Origin of the sequence: Actinomyces sp. oral taxon 448 str. F0400, from assembly GCF_000220835.1 — a bacterium.
Taxonomy (GTDB): Bacteria; Actinomycetota; Actinomycetes; order Actinomycetales; family Actinomycetaceae; genus Actinomyces.
In genome coordinates this window covers 183942-205935 of sequence record NZ_GL985606.1, presented here as the reverse complement: position 1 = coordinate 205935, position 21994 = coordinate 183942, and the positions used below count along the sequence as shown (strand labels likewise).

The 21994-nt window shown below is 69.8% G+C and carries 20 protein-coding genes and 2 pseudogenes; 11 read left to right on the top strand and 11 right to left on the bottom strand.

What is annotated here, in order from left to right; genetic code table 11:
* Positions 1-90: 90 nt before the first annotated feature.
* Positions 91-1321: pseudogene (locus HMPREF9062_RS12310) on the top strand (IS110 family transposase).
* Positions 1322-1571: 250 nt separating this feature from the next.
* Here HMPREF9062_RS12310 and HMPREF9062_RS00950 read toward each other — a convergent pair.
* Complete coding sequence (locus HMPREF9062_RS00950) at positions 1572-2558, bottom strand: LacI family DNA-binding transcriptional regulator (protein ID WP_009409733.1); 987 nt, start codon at positions 2556-2558, stop codon at positions 1572-1574.
* A gap of 67 nt (positions 2559-2625) precedes the next feature.
* On the opposite strand from HMPREF9062_RS00950, the pseudogene HMPREF9062_RS13370 reads away from it, so the two are divergent.
* The 6 genes and pseudogenes from HMPREF9062_RS13370 (at position 2626) to HMPREF9062_RS00925 (ending at position 7946) form a co-directional block, all read left to right on the top strand.
* A pseudogene (locus tag HMPREF9062_RS13370) lies at positions 2626-3584 on the top strand (nucleoside hydrolase).
* Positions 3585-3625: 41 nt separating this feature from the next.
* On the top strand, positions 3626-4534 hold the full coding sequence (locus tag HMPREF9062_RS00940) for a ribokinase (protein ID WP_009409730.1): 909 nt from the start codon (positions 3626-3628) through the stop codon (positions 4532-4534).
* Between the two features lie 86 nt (positions 4535-4620).
* Positions 4621-5691 carry a DUF1989 domain-containing protein gene (locus HMPREF9062_RS00935; protein ID WP_009409729.1) on the top strand — a complete coding sequence of 357 codons (1071 nt, stop codon included), beginning with the start codon at positions 4621-4623 and terminating at the stop codon, positions 5689-5691.
* Between the two features lie 26 nt (positions 5692-5717).
* The gene (locus HMPREF9062_RS00930; RefSeq protein WP_009409728.1) at positions 5718-6452 is read left to right on the top strand and encodes a cysteine hydrolase family protein; all 735 of its coding nucleotides are present in this window, start codon (positions 5718-5720) and stop codon (positions 6450-6452) included.
* 190 nt (positions 6453-6642) lie between these two features.
* The gene (locus HMPREF9062_RS13365; protein ID WP_009409727.1) at positions 6643-6927 is read left to right on the top strand and encodes a Na+ dependent nucleoside transporter N-terminal domain-containing protein; all 285 of its coding nucleotides are present in this window, start codon (positions 6643-6645) and stop codon (positions 6925-6927) included.
* Positions 6900-7946, top strand: a complete 1047-nt coding sequence (locus HMPREF9062_RS00925; RefSeq protein WP_009409726.1) for a nucleoside transporter C-terminal domain-containing protein — start codon at positions 6900-6902, stop codon at positions 7944-7946. The genes HMPREF9062_RS13365 and HMPREF9062_RS00925 overlap by 28 nt, the downstream gene beginning before the upstream one ends.
* Here the strand turns inward: HMPREF9062_RS00925 and HMPREF9062_RS00920 are convergent.
* The 3 genes from HMPREF9062_RS00920 to HMPREF9062_RS13355 all read right to left on the bottom strand — a co-directional run bounded on the left by HMPREF9062_RS00920 (position 7855) and on the right by HMPREF9062_RS13355 (position 9970).
* Complete coding sequence (locus tag HMPREF9062_RS00920) at positions 7855-8610, bottom strand: VOC family protein (RefSeq protein ID WP_009409725.1); 756 nt, start codon at positions 8608-8610, stop codon at positions 7855-7857. The genes HMPREF9062_RS00925 and HMPREF9062_RS00920 overlap by 92 nt on opposite strands.
* 69 nt (positions 8611-8679) lie before the next feature.
* Entirely contained in the window at positions 8680-9453 is a 774-nt protein-coding gene (locus tag HMPREF9062_RS13360; protein ID WP_009409724.1) for a malic enzyme-like NAD(P)-binding protein, read from the bottom strand.
* Positions 9454-9457: 4 nt separating this feature from the next.
* Positions 9458-9970: a hypothetical protein gene (locus HMPREF9062_RS13355; RefSeq protein ID WP_253270624.1), complete on the bottom strand. Its 513-nt coding sequence runs from the start codon at positions 9968-9970 to the stop codon at positions 9458-9460.
* Positions 9971-10408: 438 nt separating this feature from the next.
* On the opposite strand from HMPREF9062_RS13355, the gene trxA reads away from it, so the two are divergent.
* The 3 genes from trxA to HMPREF9062_RS00900 all read left to right on the top strand — a co-directional run bounded on the left by trxA (position 10409) and on the right by HMPREF9062_RS00900 (position 12307).
* Complete coding sequence (gene trxA, locus HMPREF9062_RS00910) at positions 10409-10783, top strand: thioredoxin (protein ID WP_009409722.1); 375 nt, start codon at positions 10409-10411, stop codon at positions 10781-10783.
* Positions 10784-10853: 70 nt separating this feature from the next.
* The gene (locus tag HMPREF9062_RS00905; RefSeq protein WP_009409721.1) at positions 10854-11345 is read left to right on the top strand and encodes a Dps family protein; all 492 of its coding nucleotides are present in this window, start codon (positions 10854-10856) and stop codon (positions 11343-11345) included.
* Positions 11346-11431: 86 nt separating this feature from the next.
* The gene (locus tag HMPREF9062_RS00900; protein ID WP_009409720.1) at positions 11432-12307 is read left to right on the top strand and encodes a macro domain-containing protein; all 876 of its coding nucleotides are present in this window, start codon (positions 11432-11434) and stop codon (positions 12305-12307) included.
* Here the strand turns inward: HMPREF9062_RS00900 and HMPREF9062_RS00895 are convergent.
* A complete protein-coding gene (locus HMPREF9062_RS00895; RefSeq protein WP_083819985.1) occupies positions 12274-13044 on the bottom strand; it encodes a TetR/AcrR family transcriptional regulator in 771 nt (256 codons plus the stop codon). The genes HMPREF9062_RS00900 and HMPREF9062_RS00895 overlap by 34 nt on opposite strands.
* Before the next feature lie 39 nt (positions 13045-13083).
* Here HMPREF9062_RS00895 and HMPREF9062_RS00890 point away from each other — a divergent pair, with 39 nt between their 5' ends.
* Positions 13084-14520, top strand: coding sequence for an alpha-amylase family protein (locus tag HMPREF9062_RS00890; RefSeq protein ID WP_034253446.1), 1437 nt, complete (start codon positions 13084-13086; stop codon positions 14518-14520).
* Positions 14521-14558: 38 nt separating this feature from the next.
* On the opposite strand, the gene HMPREF9062_RS00885 is transcribed toward HMPREF9062_RS00890, so the two are convergent.
* The 6 genes from HMPREF9062_RS00885 to HMPREF9062_RS00855 all read right to left on the bottom strand — a co-directional run.
* On the bottom strand, positions 14559-14828 hold the full coding sequence (locus tag HMPREF9062_RS00885; RefSeq protein ID WP_009409717.1) for a PspC domain-containing protein: 270 nt from the start codon (positions 14826-14828) through the stop codon (positions 14559-14561).
* Between the two features lie 153 nt (positions 14829-14981).
* Positions 14982-16409, bottom strand: a complete 1428-nt coding sequence (locus HMPREF9062_RS00880) for a hypothetical protein (protein ID WP_156789924.1) — start codon at positions 16407-16409, stop codon at positions 14982-14984.
* 125 nt (positions 16410-16534) lie between these two features.
* Positions 16535-17944, bottom strand: coding sequence for an alpha/beta hydrolase (locus HMPREF9062_RS00875; RefSeq protein ID WP_172634814.1), 1410 nt, complete (start codon positions 17942-17944; stop codon positions 16535-16537).
* 258 nt (positions 17945-18202) lie between these two features.
* Positions 18203-19657 (bottom strand): glutamate-1-semialdehyde 2,1-aminomutase, encoded by a 1455-nt coding sequence (gene hemL / locus HMPREF9062_RS00870; RefSeq protein ID WP_009409715.1) that lies wholly within the window; start codon positions 19655-19657, stop codon positions 18203-18205.
* Positions 19658-20129: 472 nt separating this feature from the next.
* Entirely contained in the window at positions 20130-21296 is a 1167-nt protein-coding gene (gene hemB, locus HMPREF9062_RS00860; protein ID WP_156789923.1) for a porphobilinogen synthase, read from the bottom strand.
* Positions 21289-21994 (bottom strand): uroporphyrinogen-III synthase (locus HMPREF9062_RS00855; protein WP_009409712.1); only part of this gene is annotated, 706 nt, incomplete at its 5' end. The genes hemB and HMPREF9062_RS00855, both read right to left, overlap by 8 nt.

The window sequence follows — 21994 nt, the reverse complement described above, 5'->3', positions numbered from 1 at the left end:
GCCAACGGCAGAGGTCTAACGCAGGCGTGGGTGCGGGGCCGGTCGTCCACCGGCTGGCCCTGACCCACTTGAGCGAGAGGCGGCACAGGGATGGATATCGAGGACATCGAGGTCTTCATCGGCATTGACGTCGGTAAGAGCGAGCACTGGGCCACGGCCCTGATTCGAGACGGGCGGAAGGCCCTCGACAAGGCCCTGCCCAACGACGAGGACCGGCTGCGCGAGGTCTACCAGCGCCTACAGGCAAAGGGGCAGGTGCTGGTGGTGGTCGATCAGCCCGCCACCATCGGGGCCCTGGCGGTGGTGGTGGCCCAGGACATGGGCATCACCGTGGGCTACCTGCCGGGACTGTCGATGCGCCGCATCGCGGACCTGACACCGGGCAGCGCCAAGACCGACGCGAAGGACGCCGCCGTCATCGCCAGCGCTGCCAGGACCATGCCTCACACCCTGTGCGCCATCAGCACCTCGGACGAGGACGCCGCAGCACTGAGCATGCTGACTGGTTTCGACCTGGACCTGGCCCGCCAGGTACCAGACCGCTAACCGGATCCGGGGTCTGTACACCCAGATCCACCCCGCCCTGGAGGCGGTGGTGGGGCCGTGGTTGGAGCACGACGCCGTCCTGGAGGTCATCGCCGCCTAGCCCACCCCGGCCGAGCTGAAGCGCGCGGGTAAGACAAGGATTGACGCCAGGCTCACGAAGCACGGGTGTAGGCGTCACGCCATCTGGGCCGCCCAGATCGTCTCGACCCTGGAACGCCAGACCGTGGTGGTCGCCGGCACCGACGCCGCCGCAACGGTGCTGCCTCACCTGGCCAGGCAGCTCATCGCTCTGCACTCCCTGCGGGCCGATGTCGCCGCCCAGGTCGAGACCCTGGTGCAGGCCCACCCTCTTTACCAGGTCCTGACCTCCATCTTTACCAGGTCCTGACCTCCATGCCCGGGATCGGGGTCCCGGCCGCCGCCGTCTTCCTGGCCGAGACCCTGGGCAAGACCTCCAGGCACCGGCGCCCACCTGGTCTCCTACCCCGGCCTGGCACCGGTGACCAGGAGATCGGGCTCATCGATCCGCGGCGAGCATGTCACCCACGCCGGCAACAAGCGGCTCACGCGCGCCGTGTTCCTGTCCGCCTTCGCCTCCCTGCGCTCCGACCCCGTCAGCCGGGCCTACTACCAGCGCAAACGAGATCAGGCAAAGCGTCACAACCAGGCCGTCCTCGCCCTGGCCCACCGCCGCATCCTGACCCTGCACGCCATGATCCGGGATGGAGCCCTCTACGATCCACAACCATCAGCACACCTACCCGCAGCCGCTTGACACACCACATAGGGGCACCCCCCGGATCTCGGCGGCCACCAGCTCGGCGAGCTCGTCGCGAAGGAGATCGTCGCCGCCCGCTGAGGCGCGCCTCCGACCACGTACGACGGCGGGGCGGGAGCCGGGTTCCCCTGGCTCACGCCCCGCCGTCGTCGCGTCTCTGCAACCCTTTCGCGCGAACTGCGTCGGTCGACGCGCTCCGTGCGCTCGGCTCCCCGCACGCCAACTTGTCGGCGGCTCAGTCGGGAACTCAGCAAGGACCGTCGAGGACCGCCTGGGTCGGGACGTCAACCTCGGTGGTCGTGGGGTTCTGATCGAGATGGAGCTCGATGGCGGCCGAGCCGAGCGAGGCGCCAGAGGCCCGTACGCCCCGGGGCTGCGGCAGCAGAGCGTGACCGACCACGGTTCCACCGAAGGTGAAGACGTCGATGTCGTGCTCGGAGCGCAGGCCGACGGCGGGCAGCGCGTGGTAGGCGCCAGCGGTGAGCACGTCATCGGCGCACACGATCACGTCCGGAGCCGGACCGCTCCCCAGGGCGCCAGCGATGGTGCGAGCGGCGACGTCGATGCGCAGGGGTGCCTCGATCACCTGCACCTCGGTCCGTGGTGCGCTCTCCTCCAACGCCGCGAAGAGCTCGCTCCGACGGTGCTGGAAGGCCCACCGCTGCAGATCGGCGTCGACGTACGCGACCCGCCGCGCCTTGACGGCCAGCGCCGATGCCAGGTCTCGGAAGCTCGCCGACACGTTGAAGGCGGCCGAGCGGAAGCCGGGAAGGCGGGACTCGATGAGGGTGACTCGTGGCGCTCGGTCGCCCGTGTCGGGCGGGGGCGAGATCGAGTAGAGGAGGAGCCCGCTGACCAGCCCGGCGTCCAGGGCGCGGAAGGGAATGAAGGCGTCCCCTTCGTAGGCGGCCTCCATGAGCATCAGGGAGTGCCCGTGGGAGGCGGCGGCGCTCTGGGCGCCGCGGCTCACGGCCCCGAAGAACGGGTTTTCGAAGTCGGTGACGACCAGCCCGAGGACGGATGAACGGCCTGAGCGCAGGAACTGGCCGGAGACGTGAGGCTCGTACCGCAGCTGGGCCGCTGCCTGGCGGATGCGCTGCTCGACCTCGGGGGAGACGCGCCCGCTCGCCTTGCCCGCGAACACGCGGGACACGGATGCCTGGTTCACGCCGGCGAGACGTGCGACATCAGCACCTGTGGGTCTTCTCGGAACTCCGGACACGCCCTTGACCATAACCGATGAACCTGGTAATGCCGTCTTACGGCATACGAATGCCGACGAGAACAAAGGAGCTCTTGCCATGCACTACCTGCTCGACGGTGACCCCGGTCATGACGACATGCTGACGATCTTCCTGGCGGCCAAGCACCTCGACGTCGTGGGCTTCACGACCGTCAGCGGCAACCAGTCGCTCGAGAAGACCACCATCAACGCCCGTAAGGCGGTCGAGCTCGCCGGTCTCACCGACCTGCCCATCGCGAAGGGCCTCCCGCGCCCGCTCGTCAACCTCCCTCGCTACGCGCCCGAGATCCACGGGCAGAGCGGCCTCGACGGCGTCGACCTCCCGGACCCGACGGTGCCGCTCTCGCCGCTCCACGCCGTCGACTTCATCATCGAGGCGAGCCACAGTACGACGACCTCTGGCTCATCCCCACCGGGCCGTTGACGAACATCGCGGCGGCCCTGATCAAGGACCCGACCCTCACTGAGCGGATCAAGGGCATCTCGCTCATGGGCGGGTCCATGACCTACGGCGGCTCGACGGCGGCCGCTGAGTTCAACATCTACGTCGACCCCGAGGCGGCTGACGTCGTGTTCCGGTCTGGCGTTCCGCTCAAGATGTTCGGGCTCAACGTGACCCAGATGGCCTCCGCCACCGTGGAGCGGCTCGACAGGATCCGCGCGATCGGCACCCCCTTCGCCCGCACTGTCGCCGACCTGGTCGAGTTCTACCGCTCGTCCCTCCACAAGGTTTACGGGCTGGAGGGCGCCTCGATCCACGACCCGCTCGCCGCGGCGATCTTCATCAAGCCCGAGCTGTTCACTATGCAGCCGATGAACGTGCAGATCGAGCTGAACGGAACCCTCACCCGCGGCATGACCGTCTGCGACTACCGCTACGTCGGGCACGAGGGCAAGGGGATCTACGGCGAGGAGGGCATCATCCGCGGAGCCGAGCCCAACTGCGACGTCGCGGTCGACATGGACGTCGACGGTTTCTTCGACCTGCTCACCGATACGCTGGCGATGTACCGCTGAGGCCTCGGCGCTGAGCGATCACGAGATCGGGTGATGTCACGATGCCAGAATCAGGAGCGATGCTGGTGGTGGTCGGCTCGCTGAACCTCGACCGGGTGGCGGTCGTCGACCGCCACCCGGCGCCGGGGGAGACGACGATCGCTGTGGACAGCCACGTGGGGCTCGGAGGCAAGGGCGCGAACCAGGCGCTGGCGGCGGCCCGGGAGAGTGCCGTCCGGACCGTCTTCGTCGGTGCCGTCGGTGACGACGACGCCGGGGACCGGGCCCGCGCCGCGATGGCTCGCGCCGGCGTCGACACGAGCCGTATGGCGGTGGCGGAGGGCGTCCCGTCGGGCACAGCCCACATCACGGTGGACGGTCACGGGGAGAACTCCATCGTCGTCATCGCCGGGGCCAACCGACACGTCGGGGCGGATGCACTGGCAACCGCCTTCGCGCGTCTCGAGGGCGCCGACGCGGTCCTCGCCCAGGGCGAGCTCCACCCGTCAGCCGTCGATGCGGCTGCACGATGGAGCCTCGACCACGACACGCGCTTCATCCTCAACCTCGCGCCCGTGGTCGACGTCGCGGACCGGACCATCCTGGCCGCGGACCCGCTCGTGCTCAACGAGGGCGAGGCGATGTCGCTCGCGGGTCGCCTCGGTGCGGGCTCGGACTCGGACGACCCCGGCGCACGCGCCGCGGCCCTCCACGCGCTCACGCACCACGCCGTCGTCATCACGCTCGGTCCCGACGGCGCTGTCGTCGTCGATGGGGCGGGCGTCCAGTCGGTGCCCTCGCCGACCCCCGAGCGCGTCATCGACACCACCGGGGCCGGTGACGCCTTCACCGGAGCGCTCGCCGCCCGGCTCGCCCTCGGGGACGGTCTCGTCGCCGCCGTGACGTCCGGCTGCGCGGCCGGGGCAGCTGCGGTCGCGACGCTGGGGGCCAACCAGGCCGGGTTTAGCTGAAGGGCGCCAGCGCCGACCCGGACCAGGGCCCTGAAGCGCACACCGCGCCAATGTCGACACAACCACCACATGCAATGGAGCAACCAATGAACACCTTCGACATCTCCGTCAACAACCAGCAGCTCGCACTCATCGACGCGCACGTCCAGGCGCACGACCTGGCGTCCCGGGACGCGCTCGCCGCCCGCGCCATCGCGGAGGCGACGCCCGCAGGCCCCCACCCCGTGTACCACCGGCCCGGTCGGGAGGTGCCGTCCCAGTCCGAGCGCCGCGTCCTGGAGGAGCACACCATCAAGCCCGGGACGGGCAAGGCAGTCGTGGTCCGTGCCGGCTCACTCCTGCGGGTCGAGCAGATCGAGGGCGGGCAGTGCGCGGACTTCAACGTCTACGCCCTGGACAACTGGCACGAGAACATGCACCTCGGTCGGACTCGGAGCCTCCACGGGAAGAGCCCGCGAGACGGGGACCTGGTGTGGTCCCGGGCGCCGTGGGAGCGCCCGATGCTGGCGATCCTGCGCGACACGGGTCAGACGGACACCCTCGTCCCATACTGCTCTGCGCTCCTGTACTGGAGGCTCTTCGGGCAGCGCCAGCACACGAACTGCCAGCAGATCCAGATCGAGGCGCAGCGCGAGTTCGGCATCCCGCCCTACGCCGTCCACGAGTCGCTCAACCTGTTCATGTACGTCGATCAGGACGAGACCGGCGAGCCGGTCATCCAGCCGAACTACGCCGGCTCGGATGACTACATCGAGTTCTACGCGCTCATGGACGTCCTCGCCGTGGTCAACGTCTGCGGCGACGACATGGGGGTGACGAGCAACTTCGAACTGCGCGACCTCCACGTCGAGGTCCTCAAGGGCACGGAGGCTGACCGCGAGGCCGCCGAGGCGTCCGTCGTGCGGGACCACCCGTACGGACTCCTGCCGCACCCCTACACCATCGAGCCGGCCCCGTTGAGCGCCGATCCCGACTACGTGCCCGCCTTCCCGCACGCGCCGGTCGTCAAGCAGTCGATCACCATCGCGCTGAGCGATGAGGACACCGCGGAGCTGCGGCGACTCGCGAAGCCGCACCTGTACGGCGACGACCTGAGCCGGTCGCTGCGGGACCTCATCCTCACCTGGGTCACCACCGTGTCCCGCGTCGAGCAGTAGCACTCCAGGACGAGAAAGGAACAGAGATGCAGTACACGGACGACGCCACGCTCGAGTGGTACCTCAAGGTCAACAACCTCTCCGCGGAGGACCTCATCGAGGACGGGCCGAGCTCTGAGCGCGCCTCAGTGCTCGCCGCCATGGCCGACTACGAGCTCGCCAGGTCCGACGCCTTCGACGTGCTCGCCGAGGCCAGCGCGCTCGTCATCGTCGACATGCAGGTCGGGTTCGTGAGGCAAACCAGTCCCCAGTGGGTGCCGCAGGCCGAGCGGATGGTGCCGACCCTCGCGCGCACGGCGACCGCGGCAAGGGCGCTCGGGATCCCCGTGGTCTTCACGTCGGCCCAGTTCCTCGACCCCTCTCCGACCGACGCCCTCAAGATGACGAAGCCGATCGCCGAGGGCAACCTCGCTGAGGACGCCGAGGGACTGGAGATCATCCCGGAGCTCTGGGAGGACGGAGACGTCCTCATCGGTACCAAGCACACCTACGACGCGTTCTGGCAGACGGACCTCGACTACCGGTTGAGGGCCTTGCGGCGAGACACCGTCATCATCGCCGGCACCCTGACGAACTTCTGCTGCGAGGCCACGGCCCGTGCCGCCTTCGACCGGGGGTACCACGTCGTCATGGGATCCGACCTGTGCGCGAGTGACAACCCGTGGGCGCACAACTCGGCCCTCCAGACCGTCCGCAGGGGCATCGGTCGGGTTCTCACCAGCCAGGAGATCATCGAGAGCTGGGAGTCCCGGCAGCGGTGAGCGCGTGGCTCGTGCGCTGCACGAGCCACGCGTGAGTAGGGGCGAAGCAGCTCCTTGACAGGTCGGTCCCCGCGTCAGTGAGCGGGGACCCGGGGCAGTGCGCTGTCCGGAGCCGCTCGCCCGCCGCCCGGTCGCTCCCGGTTCCTTCACTCGCTCCCCTCATCCCCCACGCACAAGGAGGTCCGTCACCATGTACGTCGTCATCGATGCCGTCGGCATCCTCGTCTTCATCAGTCTCGCCTGGCTCTTTTCCTCCGACCGGCACCGGATCCACTGGCGCCCCGTCGCGCTCATGGTCATGACCAGCCTCATCATCGCGTGGCTCCTCACCAGCTTCACCGCCGGTAGGGCCGCGGTGAGAGCCGCGGCCCAGGGATTCCGCTGGCTCGTCGACACGGCCTTCCAGGGCGTGAGCTTCGCCTTTGGAACTGGGTCGGTGCAACGGGGGTGGATCCCGAACCTGTCAACTTCGTGACGAGTGCGCTGCTCCCGATCCTCCTCATCGTGCCGCTGTTCGACATTCTCAGCTACATCGGTCTCATGCCGTGGATCATCAAGTGGGTCGGACGCGGACTGAGCGCCGTGACCAGGCAACCCCGCTTCGAGTCGTTCTTCGCGGTCGAGATGATGTTCCTCGGGAACACCGAGGCGCTCGCCATCTCCAAGGCCCAGCTCCAGGCGATCAGTGCGCGGAGGAACGCAACCGTCGCGATCATGAGCATGAGCTGCGTGTCAGCGGCGCTCGTGGGCGCTTACGTCCAGCTCGTTCCCGGTGAGTTCGTCCTCACCGCGATCCCGCTCAACTGCATCAACGCCCTCCTGGTGGCGAGCATCCTCTACCCCGTCCCGGTGAGCGAGGAGGAGGACACGATCGTGACCGTCGGAGGGGCGGACGGCGGCGGTCACGAGGTCGATGCCGAGGCCGTCGCCCGGTACGAGGCTCTCCCCCTGCGCCGTCGGCTCGTCACGCGGCGTCCCGATGCTCCCGAGCGCGAGCCCTTCTTCTCGTTCCTGGGTGACTCGGTGCTGGAGGCCGGCAAGGTCATCCTCATCGTCCTGGCCAACGTCATCGCCTTCGTCGCACTGGCCGCGCTCATCGACCGACTCCTCGCGCTCGTCTCCCCGGGGCTCAGCCTCGAGGCCATCCTCGGAGTGGCCCTCTTCCCGCTCGCCTGGCTCCTCGGGCTCGAGCCGTCCACGGCCTACGATATGTCCCAGCTCATGGGGCTCAAGCTCGTCACGAACGAGTTCGTCGTCATGGGTCAGGTTACGAGCTCTATCGGTGGGCTCGCCGACCACTACCAGGCCGTTCTCACGGTCTTCCTCACCTCCTTCGCCAACTTCTCGACTGCAGGAATGGTCGTCGGATGCTTCAAGGGGCTGGTGGACGAGGAGCGGAATCTCATCGTGGCGCGCAACGTGTGGCGGATGATGCTCTCGGGCGTCCTCGTCTCGCTGCTCTCAGCGGGGATGGTCGGGCTCTTCGTATGGTGACCACTCGAGCGGTCCGGGCGGAGTGCAGGGTCCCGACGCACGGCGTTGTCACCCCGTTGCCGTGTCCGTCCCTTCGCCGCCGAGATCGGGACATCCTGACCTTGAGATCGGACATCCGGATCCCATCGGGTCGCCCTACCCAAGGACGGCTCAGGGCCGCCAGCGGCGCAGCTCCGTGTCCCGCGTTGTAGGGCTGCTCGTCCGGGTAGCTGATGATCTCCAGCGTGCTGCCCCACGGCGTGCGCGCGTAGACGAAGCGGTTGCGCTCGCCGGCCTCCACCGAGGGCAGTGGCCGTGGCTCGGCTAAGAGGGAGCCTCCGGCCTCCACGACCTGCGCGGCGGCGGCGTCGAGGTCGTCGGCGTAGACGGCCACGTGCTGCCACTCGATGTCACTCGGGATCGCGGCGTCCCGCTGACGCGGCCCGGTGAACTCGAAGAGCTCCAGGCCCGGGCCGCAGGGCAGCCGCAGCATACGGATGGCGATCTCGTCGGTGCCGCCGGGGACGCCGAGCCGCTGATCCGTTGCCTCACCGCCGCGGGACCCGTCCTCGCGGGGAAGGGTGTCGTAGAGGACCTGGGCGCCGAGGGCCCGCACGAAGAACTCTGTGGCCTGTTCGATGCTGGACACGGTGACCCCGACGTGGTCGATGCCGCGGATGGTCATGCTGGTTCTCCTGCTCCTGCCTGGACGCCCCGAGCCCGGTGAGGGGGCGTCCTCACCGCCGAGGAGGACTCAGGCCTCGTCGACCTCGGGGTAGGCGGGCTCCCACATGGCGTCCTGCACCGCCTGGATGAGGTTGTCGTAGTCGGCCGTCGCCACGCCGTCGGCCTGCGCCTGGCGGGCGACCGCGACGGCGACCGTCGCCGAGGAGGCGCGCAGGTTCTCCACCGGGGGCAGCAGGGCCGCGCCGGGCGCCGTCGGGTCCGCCTGGTCCGCGACCGCTCGAGCCGCGGCGAGCAGCATCCCATCGGTGACCCGGCTCGCACCGGAGACGATGACGCCGAGTCCCAGGCCCGGGTACAGCAGCGAGTTATTGCCCTGCCCGATGATGAACCGAGTGCCGTCGTAGTCGAAGGGGCTGATCGGGATGCCCGTGGCCACCAGCGCTCGGCCCTTCGACCAGGCGATGACGTCAGCCGGCATGGCCTCGATCCGCTCGGTCGGGTTGGACAGCGGCAGGACGATGGGCCGCTCGACGCCCTCGCTCATCGCCTCGACGATCCGCCGGACGAAGGCGCCGTGGTCGCTGGAGGTGCCGATGAGAATCGTCGGGCGCGCCCGGCGCACCGTCTCGAACAGGCCGACGGCTCCGTGCTCGCGCGTCCAGTTCGCCACCTCGGAGACCGGCCGCGCGTAGGCCTGCTGGTAGTCGGGCAGGCCCTCCATGTCGTCGGTGACCAGGCCCGCCCGGTCGATGAGCCAGATGCGGGAGCGCGCTTCCTCGGGGCTCAGCCCGTCGCGGACCATGCCGGCGTGGATCTGGTCGGCCATACCGGTGCCCTGCATGTCGTCATTGAAGATCGTTGAAGATGCCGTACTTCTCCCGGTTGGCCTGCAGGATGCGGCGGGCGTTGGACGGCCCGAAGTCCTCGAAGTGGAGCAGCGCGCGGGGGAAGAGTTCGGCGGTCGCCGACAGGTACTCCTCGACGAGGGCGTCGTAGCGCTGACCGCGCACCCGTGCATGCCGGTTGCCCAGGATCTCCTCGGCGTCGGAGACCACGAGCAGGTCGACGTCATCGGGCCCCAGACCCAGGCCCTCCAGGGAGGGACGCACATCCTCGATGCGGTCCACCGACAGGTAGACGGCGCGCGAGCGGCGGTACTCCCGGCTCCAGAGCTTGATGGCCTCGCCCACGGTGGGGTCGTAGACGACGGGCAGCAGCTCGGCGAGGTGGCCGGTCAGGACCCGGTAGTAGAGGGTCTCGTTGCGATCGTGGAGCTGGTCGAGGAAGACGTACTTGTCCATGTCCCACCCGAAGTCGCACAGCTGGCGGTAGGTGCGCGCCGCCTGCTTGCTGGTCAAGGGTCTCGACGACGGAGGGGAAGCGGCCGATGAGGCCGAGCTCGCGGCGCTGCTCATGGGTGAAGGCGGTGCCGCGGTTGGTCAGCGGGTTAGCGAGGATGGATGGCTGAGGACTCATGGGGTCTCTATCCTGGCTCCTGCACTGGTAGGTGTCCCGCAAGTATGACGTAGAGATGACGGGTGACAAGGAGGGTGAAAGGTCAGTGGCATCGCGTTGTCGACGCCGGTGCGACCGCCGCCCCTCGCCGGGTCGCAACCGTGCTGGTCGCCTCAGGGGCCCAGGTAGCCGGTCAGTATGGCGACGTGCTGGAGGAGCGATGGCGCCCAGCGGCGGTGCGGATTCGGTTGGGGCGGTCTCGGAATACCCCGGAGCCACCTCCTGTTGCCCCTGCCGGCACCTGAAGCCATGCCAGTACACGACGTCCGAAGGGAGCCCGCATGTCCACCGTCAACATCACCGGTCCGGAGTTCAAGGACACCGTCCACGGCGACGGCATCACTTTCGTCGACTTCTGGGCCACCTGGTGCGGTCCGTGCAAGAACTTCGGCCCGATCTACGAGAAGGCCTCCGAGGCCAACCCCGACATCACTTTCGCCAAGGTCGACACCGACGCCGAGAAGGACCTCGCCGGGGCGCTGGGCATCTCCTCGATCCCCACGCTCATGGTCTTCCGCGACAACGTCATGCTCTACCGCGAGGCCGGTGCACTGCCGGCCAAGGCGCTGGATTCCCTCATCGACCAGGTCCGCGAGCTGGACATGGATGAGCTGAAGAAGCAGATCGCCGAGGAGCAGGCCGGCCAGCAGGCCTGAGCGCCGTCGTCTTCACCACACGGACGATAGGGTCTAGCCATCGAGTCACGATGATTGTAAGGTAACGTCCATGAGCGCTAAGACTGTCAAGAATCCTCCTGTTGCCCCTGCTTTCACCGCCTCGGCCGAGCTGCGCTCTGACCTCCAGCGCGCTCTGGTCGACATCACTGCTCTGAGCCTGGTCGGCAAGCAGATCCACTGGAACCTCGTGGGTCCGAACTTCCGCGACCTCCACCTCAACCTCGATGAGGTCGTCGACATCGCCCGCGAGGGTTCGGATGAGCTTGCCGAGCGCATGCGCGCCATCAACGCCTACCCCGACGCCCGCCCGGCCACCGTCGCCGAGGAGACGTCCGTCCCCGTGGCCCCGGAGGGCAGCGTCATCACCTCTGATGCCGTGGACTACATCGTCGCCGCCATCAACGCCGTCACCACGACCCTGCGTGACATTCACGATGCCGTTGACGAGGCCGACCCGTCCTCCTCCAGCATCCTCGAGGACTACACCCAGCGGCTGGAGCAGCAGAGCTGGTTCCTCTCCGCTCAGAACTACAGCATCTGAGCCCCGGCGGCACCATGAGGCTGGCCGGCGCCCCGCGCCGGGGTCGGCCCGGGGCGCCGCCCGCCGGCCCCCGATAGCCTGGGTCCATGCCGCATACCGCATACGCCGACGTCGCTCGCCTGACTCGCCTCGCGCAGCATTTCGCAACCGAGGCCGTCCAGGCGGGCGACGTCGCCGCGTTTCCGCCGCCTGCCGCGCTCGCCGAGCTGCCGGCCGTCGAGCTGCGCCGCCTGCTCGACGGTCTGCTCACCATCCGCCCGCCCCGCCCCATTCCCGACGACGACATCCGCGCCGACCTCGACGAGATGCTCGCGGCCGAAGCCGCTCAGCGCGTCCTCGAGGCCGGCGCCCCCGATGCGTCCGCCCTGCCGACCCTGTCTCTCACGCACGACGTCGACGGGCCGGTGGGCGAGCGAGTCGCCCTGTGGAAGGGTGACCTGACGACGCTGCGCGCCGGAGCGATCGTCAACGCCGCCAACACCGAGATGCTCGGCTGCCGAGTGCCCGGCCACACCTGCGTCGACAACGTCATCCACGCGGTGGCGGGGCCGGGGCTGCGCGCCGAGTGCGCCGCCCACATGGACGCCCGCGGCGGCGAGCCCGAGCCGACCGGTCGCGCGCTGCTCACCGACGGGTATCACCTGCCGGCCGAGCATGTCATCCACACGGTCGGCCCCGTCGTTGATGGCGGAGTCACCGAGCGCGAGCGGGAGCTCCTGGCGAGCTCCTATCGCTGCGTGCTCGATGCCGCCGCGGAGGCGGGCCTGGACTCGGTCGCCCTGTGCTCGGTGTCCACGGGTGTCTTCGGCTACCCCAAGGAGGAAGCCGCCTCGCTCGTCCTGTCGGTCATCGGCCGGTGGCTCGGCGAGCACCCCGGTTCCGAACTGCGCATCGTCATCTGCGCCTTTGCCGATGTCGACGTCGCGGCCTACGAGGAGGCGCTGGCCGCCGTCAGCGGTTGAGGCCCTGCGTTGGCGGAACCGGTTGCGACACCCCGCCGGCCGGGGCCGCCCGAGCCGTGCGCCGACGCCTCCGCGCCGAGAGCCCCCTCCAGGCAGCCGACGGCGGCGTCGGTCAGCGCGGGTCTGGCGCTCGCGGGGCAGCCCTGGGAGACCCACTGCAGGCAGACGGTCTCCAGGAAACCCAGGTAGCCCCACAGGGCGAAGGAGGTCCGCGAGTCGTCGGCCCCGCCGGCGCCGTCGCGTCCGCCCGACCCGTCGGGCCCCGTGGCCCGGTCGGCACCGCCGGTCCGGGCGAGCAGGCGGCGCAGCGCCTCGACCGACGCCTCGCGGGCGCGCCTGCGGACTTCGGCGGCCTCGCTCGGCTCGTAGCCGGCGAGCATCTGGTACTCGGCCCAGCCGGGGGCGCGTTCGGCGATGAAGTCGAGGTAGACGCCGACCGAGGTGCGCACGTGGTCGCGGACGGTGGCGTCGTCGGTCAAGGTCTCGGCGGCGAGTCGGGTGCGCTCTGCCAGGTCGGCGGCGTCCAGGGAGAGTATCTGGCCGTAGAGCCGCCCCTTGGTGGAGAAGTACTTGTGGACGAGCGCCTCGGAGGCTCGGGCTGCGCGCGCGATCGCCGACAGAGACACCTCCTCGTAGGGGCGGGCCGCGAACTCCCGCCGCGCGACGTCCAGAATGAGCCGACGGCGTTCATCGGGATCCATGCGCAGCCGCGGGCGGCGATCCGATCTGGGGGGCATGGTGACAGTCTACCCTGTTAGTGAGTACACTCACTAACTATGACTAGTGAGATTAGTGGAATAGCGGATGGAGCTCTTCCGACCTGGGTGGAGCACAGCATCTGGTGGCACGTCTACCCCCTGGGGGCGACCGGAGCGCCGATCCGGCCGGTGGAGCAGACGGGGCGGACGCAGTCCCCGGCGCCGGCGAGCCGGGCGCCCGCACCGACTCCAACGACCGCACCGCTCGACCACGCCGCTGCGCAGGCCCGGACTCCCGCGGCCGACCCGGCTCCGGCAACCGCCAGCGCCGACCCCTGCCTCGACCGCCTCGCCGACTGGCTCGACTACCTGGTCGAGCTGGGCGCCAACGGCCTGGCACTCGGACCCGTCTTCGCCTCGAGCACCCACGGGTACGACACCATTGACCACTTCCGCATCGACCCCCGGCTCGGCGACGACACGGCCTTCGACCGCCTCGCCGAAGCCTGCCGTGACCGCGGCGTGGCGCTCATGCTCGACGGCGTCCTCAACCACGTCGGCACCGAGCACCCGCTGTTCCGGGCCGCCGCCGCCGGAGGACGCGAGCGGCGCCTGTTCCACTTCGACGATGCGACCGGTGCTGCTGGAGCCGGCGGGGCCGCGCAGGCTACCGGGTCCGTGCCCGGGTATGCCGTTTTCGAAGGGCACGACGGGCTCGCGGTGCTCAACCACGACAGTGACGAGGTCGCCGACCTCGCCGTCTCCGTGCTCACCCACTGGCTGGAGCGGGGCGCCTCCGCCTGGAGGCTTGATGCGGCCTACGCCGTCCCGCCCGCTTTCTGGGCGCGGGTTCTGCCGCGCGTGCGCAGCGAGTATCCCGACGCCTGGTTCCTCGGGGAGGTTATCCACGGGGACTACGCCGGCATCATCGAACGCTCCACCATGGATTCGCTCACCCAGTACGAGCTGTGGAAGGCCGTCTGGGGATCGCTGCTCGATGAGAACTTCTTCGAGCTCGATTGGTGCCTGAACCGCCACAACGGCTTCCTCGACTCCTTCACGCCCTTGACCTTCATCGGCAACCACGATGTCACTCGCATCGCCAGCAGGGTCGGCGACGCCAAGGCCGCGCTCGCGGCCACGATCCTGTTGACGGTCGGCGGGGTCCCCGCCATCTACTACGGTGACGAGCAGGCGTTCCGCGGAGTGAAGACCGAGCGGGTCGGCGGCGACGATCAGGTGCGTCCCGAGCTGCCTTCGACCCCGGCGGATCTCTCACCGCTCGGCGGGTGGCTCTACCGGTGGCACCAGGACCTCATCGGGATGCGGCGCCGCCACCCCTGGCTCGTTCACGCGCGCACCGAGCGCATCGTCCTGGACAACCGGCACCTGGAGTACGACGCCGTCGGAGGCGGGTGGCGGCGCATCCGGGTGCGTCTGCGCCTCGACCCGGCGCCCCGGGCGGAGGTGGAGGCGCCGGGCGAGCCCGCGCTCGTCATGGGGCATGACGGCTGAGCACGGTGCGCCCGCCCGGTTCCTTACTGTCGGCTGCGCTACTGCGCGCGATCGGGACAGGGCGGCAGGAGCTCGTCGGCATCGGGCATGAGGATCCAGGCGATGACGTAGACGACCCACATGGGCCCCGGCAGCAGGGCCAGGGCGAGGCAGCCCAGGCGGACGAGGGCGGGGCTCACACCCCAGTGCTCGGCCAGACCGCCGCACACGCCGGCGATCAGTCGACGGCACGAGCGGCGCGGGAGCGTGGAGCGCCAGGTCTCAGTGCGTTCGGACAGGTACGGATCGGAAGGGTAGTGCTGCGTCATGTGATGAGTGTGCGACGTTCGAGAGGTGGGGCGATATCGGTGACGTCCCTGGTTCGGCCCTGACCGTCCCGGGGATGATGCGCGCGGCGCGCGGGCAGTGGTCCGCCGAGGCGGCCGGCCGGTTGGCGTCTCGCTCGTGGTCGGCCGGGGGTGTCAGTTGGTCCAGTGTCCGTTCTCCTCATCGGGGCTGGGGGCGTGGCCGGTGGTGCGCAGGTTGTCGGGGACGGCTTCGGTGCCGTCGGTCCAGTTCGTGAAGGCGTGGCCTTTGTGGCAGCCGGTGGTCACGATGATGGAGGTGGTCACTCCTAGTCTTAGGGATATGGAGGCGTTGTCGGTGGTGCGGTAGAAGGTGGCTCCGGGCTGGTTGGTCTGGTCGTCGGGCGGGGTGGTGAAGCCGGCGGCTTCGGCGATGGGGGTGATGGCCGCCATGGCGGCGTCGCGGTCGGTGAAGTGTCCTGCTGAGGCGAGGTCGTAGATCTCGGCCTCTCTGCCGCGCGGGCATCTTTGCCATGTGTCTCGGTAGGCCTGGTAGACGGGCGCGTCGGCGGGTGGCGGGGTCCATTCGCCGACGCCGAGCGGGGTCAGGGCGTCATAGAGGCTGAGTTGGAGGTCGATGGTATCCGCGCGGGCTCGGGTCAAGGGCGTGTTGCTGACCTTTCCGGTATAAGCGCGGGATTCATCAGTCAGGCTACGAGTGTGGGTGCCGCCGTCCTTGTAGGCCAGGTAGGTCAGGAGGGGGGCCACGAAGCCCAGATACAGGATGAGTGTTATGACGGTCAGGATGATCCAGCCCGTGCGGGCGACGGGACTGGACTTCGTTCTGGAGTTCGTCATGCCCTCCTCCTGGTGCGGGTCGTCGGGTCTGCCGCGGGTTCGGCGGGGTCGGTTATGGTGTGCTGGTCGCCGTGGGGGCGGGCTGCTCCGGGGCGGTGGGTGAGGGGGGATGGGTGTGGCGGGGGTCTGGGCGGGCCAGGTGTCCTTGTCGGGGTAGTCGGTGGTGTCCTGCGCATCGGCGTGGCCGGTGGTGCGCAGGTAGTCGGGGACGGCTTCGGTGCCGGCGGGCCAGTCCTGGAAAGCGGTTCCGGGATGGCATCCCGTGGTGATCGAGACGACGAACGAGTCTTCGTTGAAGGAGAGGCCGGCGCTCACAGAGGCCCCGTCGGTGGAGCGGGTGTGTCCGTTGCCGCTACGGGGGAATCCGTATGGTTCGGCAAGGTCATCAATGAGGGTGTAGGCATGGCTGGAGGTGAGCTTCTGCTTTGTGACTGGCGTGGTAGCCAGCCTGTATCGTTCGCTGACTGTTCCTTCGGGGCAGGAGGAGTGCTCGTCAAATGATTCTTCCTGGTCTGCCTGGCGTACGGCGTCGCGTGCGCCTGGTGCGGGCGGTATCCAGGGGCCGATATCGGCGCGGGTGTCGAGGGCGTCGTAGACGGACAGCAGGAGGCCGAGAGTCTCGGCTCGCGCCTGCGTGATGGGGACGTCCGAGACGGGGGCGTCGGACCTCGTGGACTCCGAGGTGTCCGTATTGAGATTGAGTCCGAGCACCAGGCACGATGCGGTACCGTATACGAATACGATCACGAGCAGAACTTTCGCGGCCACGGGCATCCACGTGCGGGCATGCTTCTTCCGGTCGTGGCGAATAGCGCAGGAATCGCTGGGATCCGTTGTGCTGTTCGCGTCTTGGATCTCTTCATTCATAAGGGCTAGTCTTCGGGGGCGGGGTAGTCGGGCTCGTTATCGGCGAGAATATTACCGAGATTGTGCAGAGATGTTGTACCGGCTTTGGTGTAGAGGGAATGGCCTGCGGAGGCCTGCAAACCGTCTTCGTAGTGTCCCCTGGTGTCCAATGGGGTGAAGTCCGATTCCGGATCGGTGGTCGGATTCCCCCCGTATCTGCCGTATCCCGCTACGAAATCATCGGTGGCGGACGCCGAGTACATGCGATCGGGCACCGTATTAAGATCAGAGGCGTCCACCGTGGAAGCACCGGGGGAGCCCCATACCACAATGTCATCGGGAGCATCCGACTCCTGTGACGCATAACCCGTCACGGTGGAACCGTAGGAGTGGCCGGCAGCGACCAGATGCGGATCCCCCGTGTGCGTCGCCTGGATGCCGTCGTAGAAACCGGCGAGGTCCGGGGCGGCGCTCTGAGCCTCATGGTCACTGAGAACGGTCCCGTCCGAACCCGTCAGCGTCTCATCCCAACCGGGGGCATCGTAGCCCAGCCAGGTCACACCCGCCGCAGTCTCTTCGACCTGCTCAGTATTCTTGTCGTCGTGGTCCGGCATGCCGGTCTCCGACATGATTCTCTCGGCTTCGTCAACCTTCGCACCGAACTCTTTTCCTCCCGTAACCAGACCGCCTGCGACGGTGGTGGTCATACCGGGGGTGTAGACGAGGACGTGGTCCGCGGCATCGATATCGCCTGTGCCGACGGCCGCCCGGAGATGGTCGCCGGAGTTGTCCAGTACCAGGAGCGAATGGATTCTTTCCTTGTCGGGGTTCTCCGAGTAACTGAATGTGTCGCGCAGTGAGTCGATGCCCTTCTGCCTCTGGAGCATCGCCTCGTACCCCGACGTATTCTTATATTCAAAGTTACGGCCCGTCCACTGGAGTTCCGTCTTCGGCTCGAAGTCCTTCACCTGCCTGTCGATCTCCGCCTTCATGGCGTCCAGCCGGTTCTTATTGGCCTCGCTGCGGGCGGCCAGGGAGACGCCATTCAGGTTGTCGATCCAGTCAGGATTGTTCGCGATAATGTCATTCTGCTCATCCTCGCTCAGGGACGTCCACCAGTCGTTGACTTGGTGGTCGTAGATCTTCTTGTACGTGTCGGTATTTCCGTTTATCATCGCTGGGCAGACCACGGCTGCTGCCACCGACAGATCGTCGGCGAGGATGCGACGGGCCTTGGCCTCCGCATCCGCGGTCTGCCCCTCAAGACCATCGGTCGTGAGGTCATACAGATCCCAATACGCGACCTCGTCCTTCTTCGCGGTCGCTCGGCACGGGCCGTCGCCGCGTCGCGCGAGCACCGTTATCAATGGCTGCCGGCGGGCACGCTTGCGGCGGCGCCATCGTCGGCGGCCCTGATGGCCCGGGTGGCGTAGCACATCCGCAGGTTGGATGAGTCCGGTACTGCTGACAGGGTCATGAGAACCTCGCATCCGCCGGCGCGCACGGACTGTTGTGGGCGCACCGACCGAGTAAGGAGCGATCGTTGTGGGACGCGTCTTACCGTAACCGATGAACCGGACCCATGGGACCCGTCACGGCGAACTCGCCGCGGGACGGACGCCGGACCCGGGGGGCAGAGCCGGGCGGCTCCACGTTCCGAAGGCCTCGTCACCCGTCCGTCGGGCCCGGGGCCGTCAGGCCGGACGCTCAGCCGCCGCCGCGGCCCTCGCCGCCGCCGGTGCCGCCTGCGCGATGAGCTCCAGCTCGGCGTCGCCGTGGGCCGACGAGACGAACCACGCCTCGAAGACGCTCGGCGGCAGCGCCACCCCGGCGTCGAGGAACGCGTGGAAGAACGGGCCGAAGCGCCACGCCTCCTGAGCGCGGGCCCCGTCGTAGTCGCACACGCCCCGCTCGGCCGCCTCCGGACCGAACATGATCGAGAACAGCGACCCCGAACGCTGCACCCGGTGCGCCACGCCCTCGGCGTCCAGCGCCTCCCCGATCACCTCGCCGATCTCCCGAGCGCGGGCGGCGACCGTCGCGTACACGACGTCGTCGGCCAGGGCGAGCGTCGCGATCCCCGCCGCGGTGGCCAGCGGGTTCCCGCTCAGCGTCCCCGCCTGGTAGACGGGCCCGGCCGGCGCCAGCAGCTCCATGACATCGGCCCGCCCGCCCAGGGCCGCCAGCGGCATCCCGCCGCCCACCACCTTGCCGAAGGTCAGCAGGTCCGGCACCCAGGCGGCCCTCCCGCGCCAGTCGGCTCCGGGCCAGGACGGTGATGCGGCTGCGGCGGACCCGCCATCGTCCAGCGCCGTCGACCAGCCGTCCAGGGCCTCCAGGCCCCAGAACCCGGCCGGGCCCACGCGGAAGCCGGTGAGGACCTCGTCGGCGATCATGAGGGCGCCATGAGCCGCGCTCACCTCGCGGATCGACGCGTTGAAGCCCGGCGCGGGCGGCACGATGCCCATATTCGCCGGCGCCGGCTCCGTGATGACCGCCGCGATCTCATCGCCCCGGGCCGCGAAGCACTCCTCCAGGGCGGATACGTCGTTGTAGGGCAGGACGACCGTCTGCTCGGCCACCGTCTTCGGCACCCCGGCCGACCCCGGCAGGCCGCCGGTGGCCACGCCCGAGCCCGCCGCCGACAGCAGCCCGTCGGAGTGCCCGTGATAGCAGCCGGCGAACTTCACCACCAGGTCGCGACCCGTCGCCCCACGAGCCAGACGCACCGCCGTCATGGTCGCCTCCGTGCCGGTGGACACGAAGCGCACCCGTTCGACGGCGGGTACGCGGGCGCGCACCGCCTCGGCCAGCTCGGTCTCCGCGGTGGTGGGCGCCCCGAAGGACAGCCCGCGGCCGGCCGCCCGGCGCACCGCCTCGACGACGTCGGGGTGGGCGTGGCCGAGCAGGGCCGGCCCCCACGAGCCCACCAGGTCGACGTAGTCGCGCCCCTCGGCGCCCCTGACGCGGGCGCCGTGAGCGCTCTCGATGAAGACCGGTGCCCCTCCCACCGACCCGAAGGCTCGCACGGGGGAGTCGACGCCGCCGGGAATGACGGCGCGGGCTGCCTCGAAGAGGCCGGCGTTGGTGGCGCGGTCGTCGATGCCGCGGGCGGGGGAGGTCGGGCGCGCTGAGGCAGGGCTCGTCATGGTGTCCTCCGGAAAACGGTCGAGGCGGGTGCGGGACGCGAGTGACGCTCACCGTGTGACCGCCGGTCGGCGCTGCGGGCGGGTGGGCGCGGGTCGTCCGGGGCGACTCTACGTCGCCTCGGCCCTGCGGAGCGCGGCGGGCGAGCTGCACGCGGTGCGGCTGCAGTTCGGAATCTTCACCGTCGGCGACATCATCGCGGACCCTGCGACCGGCAGGGCCCCGGCGAGCTCCGGCGCATCGAGGGCACCGCCGAGATGGCGGACCGGGCCGAGCAGGTCGGCCCTGGAGGGCGCCGAGTCCTGACCTCGCAGATGCTCGCCGAGCGCCTGGCAGAGGGCGTCCGCCGGGCCCTGGCGGCCGGCTCCCGTCCGGCCGATGTCGAGATCATGGGGCTGCGCCCGCCGGCCGGCCCGAAAAAGGCCCGGCCGGATCGTGTGGTATGGCGGGTTCTGAACGGCCGGCGTCGAAGCGCTAGCGTCCGAGCTCCTCGGCGAGCTCACGCGCCCAGTAGGTGAGCACGCAGTCCGCGCCGGCCCGCACGATCCCGAGCACCGACTCCCTCATGACGCGGTCGCGGTCGATCCACCCGTTGGCGGCGGCCGCCTCCACCATCGCGTACTCCCCGGACACCTGGTAGGCGGCCACCGGCACTGGACTCGCGGCCGCGACGTCGGCCAGCACGTCCAGGTACGGCCCGGCGGGCTTGACCATGACCATATCCGCCCCCTGCTCGACGTCGAGCATCGCCTCGCGCAGGCCCTCGCGCCGGTTGGCCGGGTCCTGCTGGTAGGCGCGCCGGTCGCCCGTGAGGGTGGAGCCCACCGCCTCGCGGAAGGGGCCGAAGTAGGCCGACGCGTACTTGGCGGAATAGGCGAGAATGGCGACGTCATCGTGCCCGGTGGCGTCCAGGGCGGCGCGGATCGCCGCGACCTGCCCGTCCATCATCCCCGAGGGCGAGACCATGTGCGCCCCCGCCTCCGCCTGGGAGACCGCCATGGCCTGGTAGAGGGCCAGGGTCGAGTCGTTGTCGACCTCCCCCGCACGCGGGTCGGAGCGGCCCGAGTCGGCGCCGCCCGCCCCCTCCGGCCGCACCAGTCCGCAGTGCCCGTGGGAGGTGAACTCATCCAGGCACGTGTCCGCGCACACGACGAGCGCGTCGCCCACCTCCTCGCGCACCGCGGCGATTCCTCGGTTGAGGATGCCGTCGGCCGCCCAGGCGCGCGAGCCGACCTCATCGCGCGCCACCGGCACCCCGAACAGGTCGATGGCCCCCACGCCGGCGTCGGCGCAGGCCGCAGCCTCCCGGCGCAGCGAGTCCAGGGTGTGCTGGACGACGCCGGGCATGGCGCCGATCGGTACCGGTCCGCTGATGCCCTCGCGCACGAAGACCGGCGCGATGAGCTGGGCGGGGGCCACGCGCGTCTGCGCCACCAGATCGCGCAGGGCCGGAGTGCGGCGCAGGCGCCGGGGTCGCACCACCGGAGCCGCGGGCACCGGGACGCCCCGGCCGACCAGGAGGTCGGCAGCCGGGGACGTGGTCGGGTCGGAGGCCTCCGGCAGGGCGCCGACAGTGGCGCCGGGCCGGCCCGCACGGCTGAAGAGGCGGGGCTGCTCGGTCGACTCGGTCTGCTTACTCATGGGGCTCATCCTCTCGTGCTGAGAAAGGGGTGCGGCGGGGACGGGAGGACAGGGCGTCGACGACGGCGGCGCGCACGCCGGGCGGAGTCGGGGAGGAGGCCACGACATCGACGACGAACCCCGCCTCGCCGGCCGCGGCCGCCGTCGGGCGCCCCAGAGCCGCCACCCGCGTGGAGGACGGCGGCGTCCCGGCGAGCCCGGCCAGCGCCCGGCTGGACGAGCCGGCCGTCAGCACGACGGCGTCGAAGGCCCCCGTCGACCAGCGTCCGACGAAGCCGCCGGGCAGATCGGAGAGGGCCACCGGCTCCATCGTGTAGGCCGGCACCTCGTCCACCGCCCAGCCCGCCGCGGTTAGCCCATCGATGAGAGTGGTTCCGCGCAGAGCGGAGCCCGGCAGCAGGATTCTCCGCGCCGCCCCGGTGGCCCCCGGCGCCGGACCGGCCGACAGGGGCTCGAGGTCGATGAGCGCCGCCGAGGATCCGGCGCCCACGAGGTCCGCCCGGCGTCCGAGGGCGCGAGTGACACGGCGGGCCGTGGCCTCGCCGACGACCGCCAGGCCAGTGGTCGCGGGCAGGCCGGTCAGGTCGACGTGGTCGAGTGCACGCGGCGAGGACACGATGAGCCAGGCGTAGGCGCCCGCCGTCAGGTCGGCCGCCGCCCTGGCGCGGGGCCCGGCCGGCCCCGGGCGGGCGCGGGTC